The organism is Malaciobacter mytili LMG 24559 (assembly GCF_003346775.1).
Taxonomy (GTDB): domain Bacteria; phylum Campylobacterota; class Campylobacteria; order Campylobacterales; family Arcobacteraceae; genus Malaciobacter; species Malaciobacter mytili.
The window spans coordinates 71,401-85,959 of the sequence record NZ_CP031220.1; the positions used below are offsets into that span (position 1 = coordinate 71,401).

At 27.5% G+C, this 14,559-nt stretch carries 9 protein-coding genes; all 9 read right to left on the bottom strand.

The genetic code is table 11. The annotated features are described in order from the left end of the window. Positions 1 to 34: 34 nt before the first annotated feature. The 9 genes from AMYT_RS14325 to AMYT_RS14365 all read right to left on the bottom strand — a co-directional run bounded on the left by AMYT_RS14325 (position 35) and on the right by AMYT_RS14365 (position 14,554). A complete protein-coding gene (locus AMYT_RS14325) occupies positions 35 to 4,765 on the bottom strand; it encodes a hypothetical protein (RefSeq protein ID WP_114843297.1) in 4,731 nt (1,576 codons plus the stop codon). Between the two features lie 10 nt (positions 4,766 to 4,775). After that, on the bottom strand, positions 4,776 to 5,372 hold the full coding sequence (locus AMYT_RS14330; RefSeq protein ID WP_114843298.1) for a hypothetical protein: 597 nt from the start codon (positions 5,370 to 5,372) through the stop codon (positions 4,776 to 4,778). A gap of 3 nt (positions 5,373 to 5,375) precedes the next feature. Further along, positions 5,376 to 7,625 carry a hypothetical protein gene (locus AMYT_RS14335; RefSeq protein WP_114843299.1) on the bottom strand — a complete coding sequence of 750 codons (2,250 nt, stop codon included), beginning with the start codon at positions 7,623 to 7,625 and terminating at the stop codon, positions 5,376 to 5,378. Positions 7,626 to 7,783: 158 nt separating this feature from the next. Further along, entirely contained in the window at positions 7,784 to 10,120 is a 2,337-nt protein-coding gene (locus AMYT_RS14340) for a hypothetical protein (protein WP_114843300.1), read from the bottom strand. Between the two features lie 3 nt (positions 10,121 to 10,123). Then, positions 10,124 to 11,128 carry a VCBS domain-containing protein gene (locus AMYT_RS14345; RefSeq protein WP_114843301.1) on the bottom strand — a complete coding sequence of 335 codons (1,005 nt, stop codon included), beginning with the start codon at positions 11,126 to 11,128 and terminating at the stop codon, positions 10,124 to 10,126. 9 nt (positions 11,129 to 11,137) lie between these two features. Then, a complete protein-coding gene (locus AMYT_RS14350) occupies positions 11,138 to 12,127 on the bottom strand; it encodes a TraU family protein (RefSeq protein WP_114843302.1) in 990 nt (329 codons plus the stop codon). Next, positions 12,124 to 12,735, bottom strand: a complete 612-nt coding sequence (locus AMYT_RS14355) for a hypothetical protein (RefSeq protein WP_114843303.1) — start codon at positions 12,733 to 12,735, stop codon at positions 12,124 to 12,126. Before AMYT_RS14355 ends, AMYT_RS14350 begins: the two co-directional genes overlap by 4 nt. Further along, positions 12,732 to 13,316: a hypothetical protein gene (locus AMYT_RS14360; protein ID WP_114843304.1), complete on the bottom strand. Its 585-nt coding sequence runs from the start codon at positions 13,314 to 13,316 to the stop codon at positions 12,732 to 12,734. The genes AMYT_RS14355 and AMYT_RS14360 overlap by 4 nt, the downstream gene beginning before the upstream one ends. Then, complete coding sequence (locus AMYT_RS14365; RefSeq protein WP_114843305.1) at positions 13,316 to 14,554, bottom strand: EAL domain-containing protein; 1,239 nt, start codon at positions 14,552 to 14,554, stop codon at positions 13,316 to 13,318. The genes AMYT_RS14360 and AMYT_RS14365 overlap by 1 nt, the downstream gene beginning before the upstream one ends. Positions 14,555 to 14,559 lie beyond the last annotated feature (5 nt).

Sequence of the window (14,559 nt, forward strand, 5' to 3'; positions counted from 1 at the left end):
AACATTTATTAAACAAAATGGATTAATTATATTATTAATCCATCCCTTTTTCTATTGCCATACTATTTATAACTTGTTCAGTCAAACCTGAAATATCTATTCCCTTTGAAGCTTGTCTAAACAGAGTTTGCTGAAATTCTGAATATTTACTTGTAGGAAAACATTTATTTATATATGGATCTTGATTTGGACCACACTCTTGAAAACTAATGTTTTGTAAATCATTAATCGTTATTCCTGCACAATCTTGCCATTTAACTTCAGGTGATGTTCCTGCAGGATATAATTGTTCTTTTAATCCTTCTGCAAATATTTTTGTTGTGATTTGGTCGAAGCAACAATAATCATACCCTTTTCTAACACAACCAAACCAGGAACTTTTTTCATCACAATAACTACGGGTTTGAATACATTGATCGAAATTTAAGAATTTATATGTTTTGTAATGTAACATATCCCATTGCATTGCATCCATTTCATTTTTACAAGTATTAACACTTGCAAAAACATTTGTAAATAAATCAGTAATAATAGTCAATACAAATCCACAAGGAGGACAATAGTAGCTTATAATCATTTTTACAAGCATTAATGCAACATCACCTGCTCCCATACCACCACCATCTTCATCTTTCTTATTGTTTTCATATGAAATGTGTTCACTTGCTTGAAATGTTTTAGTTCCCATACATACTGCATTTGCTGCTTTTAAATAAGCATCTGGAGAAATTGCAACTACATCAACTAAAATTGTACTCATTTGTGTAGGAGAAGTTAAACTATTTACTGAATTATCAATCATGTAATGGCTCATTACATAATTTTCACTTGTTACAGTGGAAATAGCTGCTAATTGCATAGGAGTTAATCTTAATACATGTTCCCAAGGCATCATTAATTCTTTACTTGGATCTGATGAAGAACTCCATCCTACTAAATTTGGTAAACTTGCTCCTATTGAAGCCATACAAGCATTATAGTTTTGTGTTTCTGTTGTAACATTTGTTCCTGCATAACCACCCATTAATCTTTCAGCTAATTTATATTCCGCTTCACTAGGAGCTGCTAAAGTAATTGCTGCTTGTGCACCAAATTTTATTAAATCACCTTGCGTAATATTAATAAATGATGATTTATCACCTATTACAGATTTGTCCCATTCAAGTTCTATACCTTTTAATAACTCTTTTGCTTGTTCTGTTAAAGATTTTTTTTCAGCAACTTGTTTTATAATATTTTTATTTAATTCTCTTTGAGCTTCTAAATTTTCACTTGCAGGGGTATTTATATCAGGCATTTTAGATACATTATTTATATCCATTCCTAATTTCTCTTTAATTGTATCTAGTAAACTTGTAGATCCACCCGAATTTGTTGTATCTTTTATTTTATCTAGCCCTTTTCCTATATCATTTACGGTATTATCAACATTACTCGGTATTCCTTGTAGTGATTCTGATGTACCACTAATATTACCTGCTCCATCCGTAAATAAACCACCTACTGAATCTTTTATTCCTGCATATGCACTATCTATTTTTGAAGAAATTGCATATTTGAAAGCCTCCCACTGTTTAGCAATAGAACTCATATTATTATAAACATTTGAGAGTGCTTGTGCTGCTGCATCTGCTGCTGCTTGTGCTGCATTTGCCGCTGTTTGCAATGCTGCTAATTCTGCTCCAGTAACACCTGCATCTGTCGCTGCTTTTAAGGCTTCTTGTGCTTTTGCAGCTTTTTCTCCAGTTTCATTTGCTGTTTGTCCTGCTTTATCAAGATCAGCTCCTCCAGACATATAATTCCAAGAAGAGTAAGCTTGCATTGCATAACTTACAATAGTCATTGGATCAGATAAATATGAAAAATCCCATTTTTTACCTTTAACACAAGTACCTTTCCATCCAGACCATATATGTTGAGTTCCTACTTCTAACATATTAGCACTTGTCATTGCATCTTCAAAAGCTTTTGTAAAGTCTTTTGTTTCATATCCTACACCCATTATATTAAAGTCAACTTCACCTTCAGTTGTTACTGATGCGTACTTTGCACATCCAGTTTCTATATCAACTCTTTTGTCACATCTATATACTAAATCTTTTCTTGTACTTACTGTTTTACCTGTATGGTCTGTTATTTTATGTGTCTCATTTTCACTTATCTTTACACATTGATTATCTGTATAACTTGTACAACTATTTTGTGAATAACAAGCAGAGTTACAATTTAATTCATTACTAAAAAAGTTCCCTTCTAAATCACCTCCTATATTTTGACCACCCTTACTACTACAAGTCCATCCTTGCTTTTCTTCATCATTTATTGTTCTTGTTTCAGTCGTACATACTTTATAGTCTCTACAATTATTTTGACATAACTCTTCATTCTGCCATTGTTGTACACCATCTAAGTTATCTACAAGTCCATCTTGATATTCTTGCCATTTTTGATTCGTATTACATATATATGTTAACTCTCCATTACCACCTATTGGTACTTGATTATAATCACCATAGCATCTATATTTTCTATGCTCATAAACTTTTAGTTTTGAAATAAATACTCTATTAGGATATGGGAGAGGATAGACTAATTTAATTGGTACTATTGAACCCGTTATTAAATCTTTAATTACAACCTTTTCTACTGCATTATCTATTACATAGTCATCATTAGGGCTTTGTGAAGTTTGACCTGTTTTAGAGTGCCTTCCACCAAAAACTCCTCCACCCCATTCTACCCAATCATCTGTTCTATTCGCTTTTAACTCTAAAGTTCCATCTTCTTTTTCTATATCTTCTTCAATACCAGGTGCTAATTTCATTTTTTTACCAAGTAGCAGTTGTTTTGCCTTTGTATATGATAAACTAGAAAAATCTGATAACTCTAAAGTCTCTTTTGCCATTAGTTGATAATGTTTATTATAAAAATATAACTCAAACGAACCTGCATAAGGAAACATCAAAGAAAAAGTAGATGTAGTATTATCCCATGTTCGCAAATAAATTCCTCCATTATCAATGTCCACAGGATAATATGGAAAATGACTTTGTGCAGTATCAGGTGCAACATGAACATTATCAATTTTTACAACTGTACTTCGATAATGGTTTCTTCCAACTGAAAATGGTGTGCCATTAACATACTCTTGTTCTGAGTTTTGTTGTACACTTACAATATCTGTTGAGTTAATTTCTACATGTTGATTAAATGAATATGAACCATCATTTCTTAAACAACTTAATGGAGTACCATTATATAATTTTGTTGCTGTACCACCTTTTACAATTTCACCACAATAATAAATATCATTTGCTTTTTCAATAGTAATTTCTTTTGCTAATTCTTTTGTATAACCTTTTTCTTCTAAACATTTTTTTAATTCTTCTGCTTTAAAAACATTTGCACTTATTGAACAATTAAAATAATCAGTCAATTCATTATCTGTAATGTTATAAGATTTTTTACTTAAACAAGTATTCATATTTGCTTTTTGAGAAGGACTTGGTCCCGCATGTTGCATATTACAATATATTTTATAGTGTGTCCCATCAACTGCGTGCTTTAATACATAAATATCATCATCTAAATATCCATTACCCACAATATGTACTGTTAATTTTGTATCCCTTGAATCTTCAACTTTGTTTATTCTGATGCAATCAGGATTTGCAGAATATTCATCGGGTTCACCAGATAATACATCTACTTCATAATCTGTATAACTTCTATCTTGACTTAATTCTTTAACTTCTGATGTAATTTGTGTAGAATAAATTGGCTCTTCACAAATTAGTTTAGTTTTTTTAAAGTTATTTACTTTACAAGTCACTTTTGTTTCATCTGCACAAGTTCCAATATACCCTGTTATATTACCTTCTACATCAAAGACTGGTTTATCTTCATCACAATAAATATATTCTCCATCTATCTTATTACTATTTTCATCTATTGAATCAGGTTTACACTCATATGGATATACGATATGTTGTTCTTCTAATATACATTCATCTTTCCCCATTATTGGAGAACTAGGACAATTAAATTGATGTGTTACTAATTCTGCTTTTGTATCTTCCTCTTTTATTAAACCTTTATCAAATATTGCACCCTTTAATTCAGTTTCTTCTCCTGTTACACTATCTACTCTCTCACAATTTTTTATTAAATTTTCCCCACAATTGTTTACAAAACATTGTGATTGTTTTGGATTGTCCCAACAAGTACCACCTGCTAATCTATCATAATAAGAAGTACAAGTTACTTTTCCTCCTTCATAGATTTTACCCCATTTATATTCCTTGCAAGTTTTATATATAATAGGAGGTCTTGAAATTTTTCTCAAATCTTTTACAAAAGTATTTAAGTTCTCTGAAGCTAACTTATTATTTTTTGCATATTCCCTTTCTATCCTCCAATATGCCAAACAAATAGTAATATCATTTGGAGTTCCCATATCTTCTTTTCTAAAAACTTTACAATCTTCTCCTTTTGGATCAACAATGCCATAACCAACAAATAGTTTTTTATCTTTTAAGTTTGATACATCAATATCATCAAATATTTTCAATGAAATTTCATCAGGCAAAACATCAAAATATTTAAAATATTTTAAATTTGATGGCTCTCCTGAATTTGTTGTATTTGTTGTATCAAAAAACCAGGCTTTCCTTTCTTCTGTTGTTGGATTTGTTTGTGTTGTTGTATCTTCTGAATACATTATTGATAATAACAATAATATTAATAGCAAATATCTATTAATCATCTTTATTCCCTTATATTTTGATGATGAGGTATATTACACCACATATAAAAATAGTCCATATTATTAAACTTCCTCCTTTTAATGATAATTTAAAATCTGTTATTGATGGTATTGAATTTACTACTAAGGTTACTAATAAAAAAATATATATTAAATGAGTAAAAAAATACATTTTGAAATAAATTAAATAATATGTATAAAAATATAAATATACATAATAACTTAATATAAGTAGTACTAACGGAGCCATTGCAATTAAAGCACTATTAAACCAATTTAAATCTTCATTATTTATATCTACACTTCCTAAACAATAATATTTCTTTTTATCTATTACTACTCTTTTAGGAATTATGGTAAAACCTTTTGGTTTCTTTAATATTAATATTATTGCTGCAATATAATGTGCAAGTTCATGAAAAAAAGTACCAATTAAATATACAAATGAAGTAACATACATACTCTGATTACTTTTTGCTTTTATTGACATTACAAGTATTGTTAATAAAATATATACATAAAACTCTGAGCCATTCATTATTTTTAGTAAATATGTATCTAACTCTAAATAATAAGTTAATATGGAATTTAAATACTCATATATCACTTATTACTCTTTCACACAATTATTATTAGCATCTAAAAAAGTACCATTAGGACATTCATCAATATAGCACTTTCCATCTTTTTCATATACTCTTGGATCTTGTGGGCAACTTGATTCCCCTATACAATAACTTATTTTGTCATTTAATGCTAAATCACAAAATTGTGAAGTACAAGGCATCCTTCCTTCTTCGCAATTATCTAATGAACATTGATATTGTCCGCTACCATTTAAACTACAAACTCCAGTCCCATTTGGGCATCTATGTACTAATCTCCTACAAACATTGTTTTGTTTTGTAAATGATGTACATTTTCCAGTTTCATCTACTACACATCCTGGATTTTCATTAGCCGTCTGAAGTTCCCAATTATTACCAAATTGATTTACCTCATCTTTACAATCGTATGTATAATAATAGTATTCTTGATCTAATTCTGAAGTATTCAGCTTTTTACAATTTGTCCCATTATCTTCATACCCTTCTGGGCAAGTAATTTCTTGCTTCTCACATATTGTTCCTTTTAATGTCCCTCCATTTGGACAAGTATATGCCCCTCCATTTATTCTACAAGTAAATGTGTACGTCTGTGAAATAGGACCATCTCCATTCCAGTTACATCTCTTTAAAGATGAATATGTTTTAGAACCAAAAGAACCAGCTCCTACTGTATTATTTGTACATTCGTTTGTAAAAGCAAATGAACTACAATATCCAAGAGTAGGTGTTCCATACCAATATTGCCATAATCCTGGATATCCCCCATACCATTGCCCATAATATTGGTATACTGCATTATACGAAGTTGTGGTTGTTACTTTATCAACATAGTCCCAATTTTCACATTTGTAAGTATTTTCATTTAATACTTTCCCATTTGCACAAGTAATTACATCTATTTTTGTAGCTATTCCATCATCATATTCATAATCTGAATTACAAGGTATTGGAGTACAAGCATCCCCACTTCTACTTATAGCTTCTATTGGATGAAATTCATATGGCATAATATATGTATTTGAAGTTGTTCTTCCATTGCAAGTTCCATATCCACATTTACTATCATTATTACAAACAAATGGTGAACATTGCCATTTGTTATCTACATATGCACAAGGTCTATCTTTATCAGAAACACAAGTAAATTTTTCTCGTTTACAATTATTTGCAGGTGGAGTTGAAGAATTACAAGGTGAAGCTAGCTCTGTATTTACTATAGTATTATCTGTATCAACTTTATTACAATCTCCCCCTTTATTTTGTGGAATATAATTGTAGTTTTGATTACTTGATAAATCAGAACATATATAATCATAAAAAGTGTAAGAAATTTCCTTTTTACACTCTCCTTTACTTACTTCCGTTCCAGTTGTTTCTAAATATCCTGCTGGACATTCTTTAATTGTTTCTGATTTTTTTATATTTTTATAAAATTCTAATCCTTGATCATTACATTGTGATTTACTTACACAGTCTCCATATAATTTATTATTTAAAATTCTAATAGAATTACCATTTTCTGTAATATTCATACTTCCTTTGATAATTACATCAGAATCAAAAATTATATAATCTCTTCCTCCACTCCATTTTAATATATTTCCCTCTCCATAAACTAAACCTTTTGTTAATCTCATACCAGTTGCTTTTAAAGCATAATAATAATAACCACCCTTTGAATATCCTCCCTTAAATATTGCTTCATCAAAACCTACATTTACAAAAGAAGAAGAACACCTGTAAAGATCTCCTCCTTTTGCAGAATAACAACTATAAAATGCTGCTACATTTCCATTAATATAGGGGTATATAAATACTTGATTATCTCTATTAGTAGTGTAACTTAACTTACTAGACGCAGATAATACTAATCTCTTTGTAATTGATGTAGTAATTGTTTTCTCAATTTTATTAGTATAATCAACAGTTGTAGAAGTATGTAACTGACTAAATCCATCTTCAACATCCCACTCTTGAGAACATTCAGATAATGCTTCCTCACAATATTCATTATTAAAGCTATCTTTATAACAATTACCTACTAAGAACTCTCTTGGTATCAATTGTTGTGAAGCTTCAACTTCTAATGAAACCTTATCTACAATAGTTCCAGTATTAAATGTTGGACTATTATTAATACTTTCAAATGTAAAATCTACTATTGTGCTATTAGGTTTTAATAATTCTTTATTTGCAGCAAATAAAGGTATTAGTACCAAAAAGCTTAGAAGAAGAAATATTTTTTTATACATGTAAATACCCCTATGAAAATATTAAAATTCATTTTTATATTAATTATATTATTTTAATTATAAAATATCACATAAGTATTATTATTTTATTTTAGATAGTATTAAAAGATTTATTTAAATGAAATGAAAAGGCTACTACAATTAATGTAGTAAAACCTTTAATATGCGAATATATACAAGAATCCTTTTTTATTTAATTCAGTTTTTTTAGGGAAAATTCTTATATATCCATCTTTTTTATTATTTAAGCCATATAAATAAGTATTAATATTAGAATCAATGTCTCCATTATCATTCTTTAGTGTTTTAGGGTACATTGATGAGGTAATATTATCATATATAGGTTGTATCTCATTATTATTTACTAAAGTAAATAAATTCTCATATGTTAATTTATTCGGACTATATAAAACATATTCAGTATATTTTCCAACAACTTCACCCGTTCCATCATATGCCCCCGTATAAAATTTTGTTTCATATGGACCAACTACAATTTTCTTTCTTATAATTCCAGGTAATTTGTCGTAGAATGTTTTTATGTCATTTATTATTTTAATTCTCATAAATGGTTTGTCTAAAATAATTTCTGAAAAATTAAAATACTCTGCAGCTTGATTTTTATCAAGTAAAACCCAACTTGTTCCTGAAAAAGTTTTATATTCCCATTTAGCTTCTGGACTTATACTTTCAGTATAAACACCATCAGAAAAAATATTTGTTGCATAGTTTTCTATTATTGCGAAAGGCTTAAAAAAATCATTATCTTTTGATGTTCTTAAATACATTATTTTATTTTTCATTTTTTTCTTATTACCATTAATATCAATAATAGTTCTTTCTACAACAGTATCTATAATGTTATAAAAATAGAAACTTCCATTTTCAACATCATTTGATTTTGGCTTTAATAACCAATTTAAAGTTCTTATAGGAAATCCAAAACTTGAATATTCAATACCATAAGAGTATGCATTACTACTTTCTGTGTTTTCTCCTATATTTAGAATAGTTGATTTGTAATTATTATTCATTAACATGTATAAATAACCTTCGTCTTTCCATTCTTCTTTCTTTATCGTTTCATAATCTAAATCAGTTCTCAATAAAGGTCTTGGTCTGTTTACACCTTGTACTTGTGCAGAATTAATTACTGTATTTGTAACCTCTAATCTTGCATTAAATACATTTTCATTAACTATTTTTGCACCTGAAACTCTTAAATCTCTGCATAAATCTTGATTCTTTTTACATTCTTCTTGACCTTCAATGCACCCTTCTCTAAAATCTTGTAATAGATTAGTATCTGTAATTGTAGAATCTAACACACAAGAAAATTGTTGTCTACAAATTGCTTGACAAGAGCTTAATTCTGAATATGTACCGTCTCTATTATCACCAACTATTCCATAGTCAGCACATATTTCAACAGTTTTTGTACCTGTGTTAAATTTCATAATATTACCACTAGGGCATTTACTTGCATAACCACTTGGTAATAATCCTGATATATCTTGTAAATCTAAACATACAAATTTTGTATCAATTTTATAAACTGCTTTTATATTTTTAATAATTACATTTGTATCAGTATTACTTCTTTTTATAATAAATTCTATTTTATCAACTGGTCTATTAATACTAATTTTTTCAACCATTTTTCCCATTCCAAATCTCTGTTCAGCAAAAACTGGAATTTCATCTTCAAAATCATAAGTATTTAGTGTTAATTGAGTACTTATCTCATTATCATCTAATTTAGAATCATCTTTTTTTGTTATTTCTAATTCGTATGATATATAGTCTAATATAACATCTGAACTAATTTCTTTGCTTGATGTAAAGTCTAGTACTTCTTGTGTTGAAAGGTTAACCTCATCCATTGTTATTGTAGTAATTTTTGGTGTATTATTTAAACTTAAACATGGAACACTTTCATAGCAATTTTCTTCGCAATTGGCTTTTGCTTCTAATCCTGATGATGATATAGTCTTTGAAACAGTTAAACCGTTTCTAGGACACTTGTATCTAACTGGAATATCTCTTGCAATATAACACTTAATTGTATTTGATAAATTTAAATTAGCGTTGCTATTTGCACCAGTTGAATTTGCAATTAATCCATCTTGTTCTTCTTGCGTGAAAAATTTTGCTTGTTCATTATTCTCTAAACTACTTCCCATCATTAAATTAGGATTGTTAGAATAAGAACTTGTAGTGTCTGATCCACCAAATAAACTTCTTGCATTAAATATTGCATTTTTACCTGTATTTGTAGTTTCAAGATTTGTTTTCCAATCTGAAGCGTTCCAATTTTCTACTTTTTCGTCATTAGTACCTTCTTCGTATGTTTTAGTTTCAATAACTTTTGTTTTGTCTAGTTGTAAATTTCTTCTTTGTTCAGCAGCTTTTTCTTCTTCTGTTTTTTCTTGACTTACCTCACTGTAAGCAAATAGATTAATCATTAGTAAAAAAATTAAAAAAAATCTATACATTACCTATTCCTTTTTACCACTAAGTAAAGCAGTATAATATTTATCATAGTTTTTATCTTTATTAGAAACTGTTTTAAGAAATTCAGTTAGAGTAATATTTCCCCTTAATAAAAATTCATTTTTACACTCTTTATATCTAAAATCTTCATTATCACAATAAGTCAATAAATATGCAGGAACTACTTTTAAATTTAAACTTTCAAAAACTAAAGGGTGTACATGAAACTTAGTAGATGGAGATTGAAAACCATACTCTTTTAATTCTGTTAAATATCTGTACATACCTTTTGGAGTAAATTCACTTATTACTTTTAGTTCACCATTACTATTTACTTTTAAATCAATATTAATAGTTTTATTTTTGCCATAAATATCAATAATAGTAAATGTATCAATTAATTTTGTATTAGTTACTAAATTTTTGATATTATTTACTTTATAAGTATAATTTCCATCTGTAAATATTTTAAGAACCCCATACACACTTTTATAAGTCATATCTTTAAATATTTTAGTATTAATATTGCCATCTTTAAAATCAGTATAATCATCAGGGTAATTAATTAAGAATATCTTTGATTGTGTATTTGGGAAATGACTTTTAAGTACTTCAAACTCTACACTATATTTTTTAAGACTTGCATAACTAGTATTTTGTGAAACCAAATAAATAATAGTAAATGAATCTTTATCATCTAATTTTTGATTATAATCATTATACATAGTATTTATTTGATTTTTGATATTGGGAATATTGTCAAAATAATTTAAAGCTTCATTAAATTTTTGAAACTCTTGAGAGATTATTTCTCTTTTTGTTAAATCTTTATTTTGAAAATCTAATAATTCACTAATGTCAACTTTTTTCTTATTTTCTGAATTTGTTTTTAAGTCATTAATGATAGTTTCATTTAATTTTAATTGCTTATTTAAATATTTATCATAATCACTTTTTGAATCTGCATATAAGAAAATTCCGATAGTTAAAAGTAAAAAAAATTTAATCATATAAACACCTTAGTTAACTTTTTTTGTGAACATAGATTTGCATTTTGCAGCACCAATACAAGTATCTTTAATAACCCATAGCCAAGAAGCAGTATCATCTTCAGAAGTTGGCTTGTTTTTAAAATTAGTCCACATAAAAGCAACTTTACCTGTTACAGTCGCATCCCATACAGTTGGATATGCTAAGTTATATGCATTTGCACTTTTAACTGCAATTGGGAAATATTTTGCACCACAAGTTGCATTTGGTATTTTTTCAACTGGTGAGAATTGAAAAGGAGCTTTTGAAGTTAATGCAAGTAATCCCCCATAATGTAAATCATCAACCATTCCTAAAGCTTGTGCATGTGAAGCTAAAATTGGTTCTTCAACTTTTCCTCCACCATATGCAGTATTATTACCTGTTGAACCTGCACATCCTGCACACCAATGTAAGCTATTTATATTTTTATTAAAATATGTAGCAATACAATCTGCTGAACAAGCAAGTGCTGCAATTGGATTGTTATACCATATTTTAGAGAATGGACCTTTAGAGCCTTGTGTAAATAAAGCCATAACATCATTAGTTTGTGAAGGAATTACCTCAGACCAATATAAAAAAGAAAAACTAGACATTCTTTCAAAACATACTGCATCTTGAACAAAATTTAATAACCCTAAAGGTGCAAAAGCGATAAAGTGTCCATATCTTCTATAACCATTGTCTGCTCTTGATGTACCTTGCTTTCTTGTTATACTTTTATCAAACTTTTTACCAATTGCCACAATATTCCAAGGTGTATTTGTAAACTCAAGCATTGCAACTGGCTCTGCAATCGTTGCTTTAAGTCCTGCTGATTTAATATCTGCATCATTTGTACAACTACATAAGTCAATTGAAAATGAAGTTTTATCACCCATAAAGTGCCAATCAATATTACTCATAAATTTTAAAATAGGAGCTTCTGCATAAACTGAATTAATCAAAACTCCCAAAAATATAATATATTTAATCACTTTTGTTCCTTTTCAATTAATTCTTCAGGATTGTATTCATTTATTATAAACTTATTATCTCTTTGTGTTACAATTGTTGGTAAACATTGTATATTAAATGATTTGATTTCAAAATCTTCTCTTGCAATTTGAACATTATCTGTCTCTTCAACAAGCTTATTAATATCACCCTTCGCAATTAATGTAAGAATACTTGTATTACCAAATGCATTTGGTAATAACCTTTGAATTTCATCATCATAATCTATAAAAAGAATGTGGTAAGGAAAAATAATACTGAAAGTATCTAATATATTATATGTACCTTTTGTATATAATACTCTATTTTCTATTGGTACAACAATATCTTCTTTTAATGTAATTAGTGGTGTAAATTCTCTTACTTTTGTCTCTTTACATGTAGGTAAGTTACTTTTTAATTTTAGAGATTCTTTTCTTGCATTTAATAAATCTTTTTCTAATTTCAGTTTGTCTAATTTATTGTACTTTTCTGTTAATACATCCATTAAAGTTTTACCCTCAATTGGTTCTACTTCACCTATTATTCCCAAGTCTTCAAATGAATAAAGATTTAATACTAATATGAATAAAAATATTAATTTTTTCATTCTATATTTCTTTTTAAATACCAAATTTTAGATTCAACAATTTGTCTTTGCCATCCTTTTTGACAAGCATTTTTAAGACCTTCTTCATAAATTGATAATGCTTTTTTAAAATCTTTTGAACTTCCTAAACCTTTTTCAAATATTGCTGCATAATTTAAATATGAATTACACATGTTCTTTTCTTTTTGATACAAAATATCTGCAAATAAAATATAATCTTGCAATTTTAAATTTAGACCAATGAAAGAATTTATTATATATAGTCCATAGTAGGCTGATATAGGATTTTTGTACTCTAATGCACTATTTCTAAAGTTGATATAACTTCCTGCCCAATTTGGAGCATTAAATGTAGTATTTTTTAACTCTCCTGAATGAACATCTTTATATTTTGACGGATATTTTTTTATTGTTAAAATATCTTCTAATGCTTTTTTATAATGTTCATCTTTTTTAAGTATCTCTTTTGTCTCTATAGATACCTTTCCTCCAAGTTTTAAATAATTTGATAATAAAGGATCAGATACATCTGCATTTAAACTTAGTATAAAAAATGTTAATCCTAGTATTATTTTTAACATCATGTTCTCCTTTTTATTTTATTTAGTGGTTGTGCTTCACCAAAATAGTGACCTTGTGAATAATCAACACCTATTTTTTTAACTAATTGATATATTTCTTCTGTTTCAACAAATTCTGCAATTGTTTCTATATTTAGTTTTTTACAAAAATCTACAATTGATTTAACTATTTCATAATTTTTATTATTTATATGACAATCTTTGATAAAATGTCCATCAATTTTTAAATATTGTGTATCTATATTTGATATATGAGATAAATTTGAATATTCAGTCCCAAAATCATCTAATGAAATTGAAGAACCTTTATTAAAAACTTGTTTAATAAATGTGTTTAACAAATCGTAATCTTTAATACTTCCACTTTCTGTAATCTCCAAAATTATATTGTGCGAATTTTCATAACTCTCTAATTCTTTTATTATCTTATTTGCTATGTCTTTGTTGAAGATATCTTCTGTTGAAATATTAATTGATACTTTTTCTTCTCTATCTGAAAAATCTTCAAATACAGCTTTTATCATGTCTAGTGTGATTTTATTATATAGCTTTGTTCTTTTTGCAAGTTCTATAAAATGTATGGGACTAATTATCTCTTCATTATAAGATAATCTTGCAAGTGCTTCGTATTTAACTATTTTTTTATCACTATTTCTTATTATTGGTTGATAATATGCAATAATTTTTCCTAATCTTATTGCCTCTTTATATTTATTTATTTGAAGATTTAAATTTATTGCTTTATTTCTTAACTCTTCAAATCTAATTTTGTATATCTCAAAATATGAATTATTTTTTCTTGCAACTTTAAAAGCAATTTGTGCTTTTGTTAATAAATCTCTTTCTCCGTAAGATACTGATGAAGTTAGAGATATAAAAATTTGTTCTTCTAATTTATCAGTTTTAATTCCTTTTACTATCAATTCTTCTGTAAAATTTTTAATTCTTAAAATTAGTCTTTCAAAATTATCTTTTGTATAATCAAATAAAACAACAAATTCATCGTTTCCAATCCTATATATATTATTTATACTAAATGTATCTTTTAAATTAAAAGCAATACTTAGAAGTACAATGTTGCCAATTTCTTCTCCATATATACAATTTATTTCACTAAAATTATCAATATTTAGAAAAAATAAGATTCTATCTTTTCCATTTGCTAAATCTTTAAGTAAACAACTTCTATTTTTTAAAAGTGTTACATCATCTATATATTTTATTTCTATTGGCTTCATTGTAT

Bases quoted from the DNA above. Each gene is read 5' to 3' on its own strand.
- AMYT_RS14325 (WP_114843297.1), bottom strand. From the start codon at position 4,765: ATGATTAATAGATATTTGCTATTAATATTATTGTTATTATCAATAATG.
- AMYT_RS14335 (WP_114843299.1), bottom strand. From the start codon at position 7,625: ATGTATAAAAAAATATTTCTTCTTCTAAGCTTTTTGGTACTAATACCT.
- AMYT_RS14340 (WP_114843300.1), bottom strand. From the start codon at position 10,120: ATGTATAGATTTTTTTTAATTTTTTTACTAATGATTAATCTATTTGCT.
- AMYT_RS14345 (WP_114843301.1), bottom strand. From the start codon at position 11,128: ATGATTAAATTTTTTTTACTTTTAACTATCGGAATTTTCTTATATGCA.
- AMYT_RS14355 (WP_114843303.1), bottom strand. From the start codon at position 12,735: ATGAAAAAATTAATATTTTTATTCATATTAGTATTAAATCTTTATTCA.
- AMYT_RS14360 (WP_114843304.1), bottom strand. From the start codon at position 13,316: ATGTTAAAAATAATACTAGGATTAACATTTTTTATACTAAGTTTAAAT.
- AMYT_RS14365 (WP_114843305.1), bottom strand. From the start codon at position 14,554: ATGAAGCCAATAGAAATAAAATATATAGATGATGTAACACTTTTAAAA.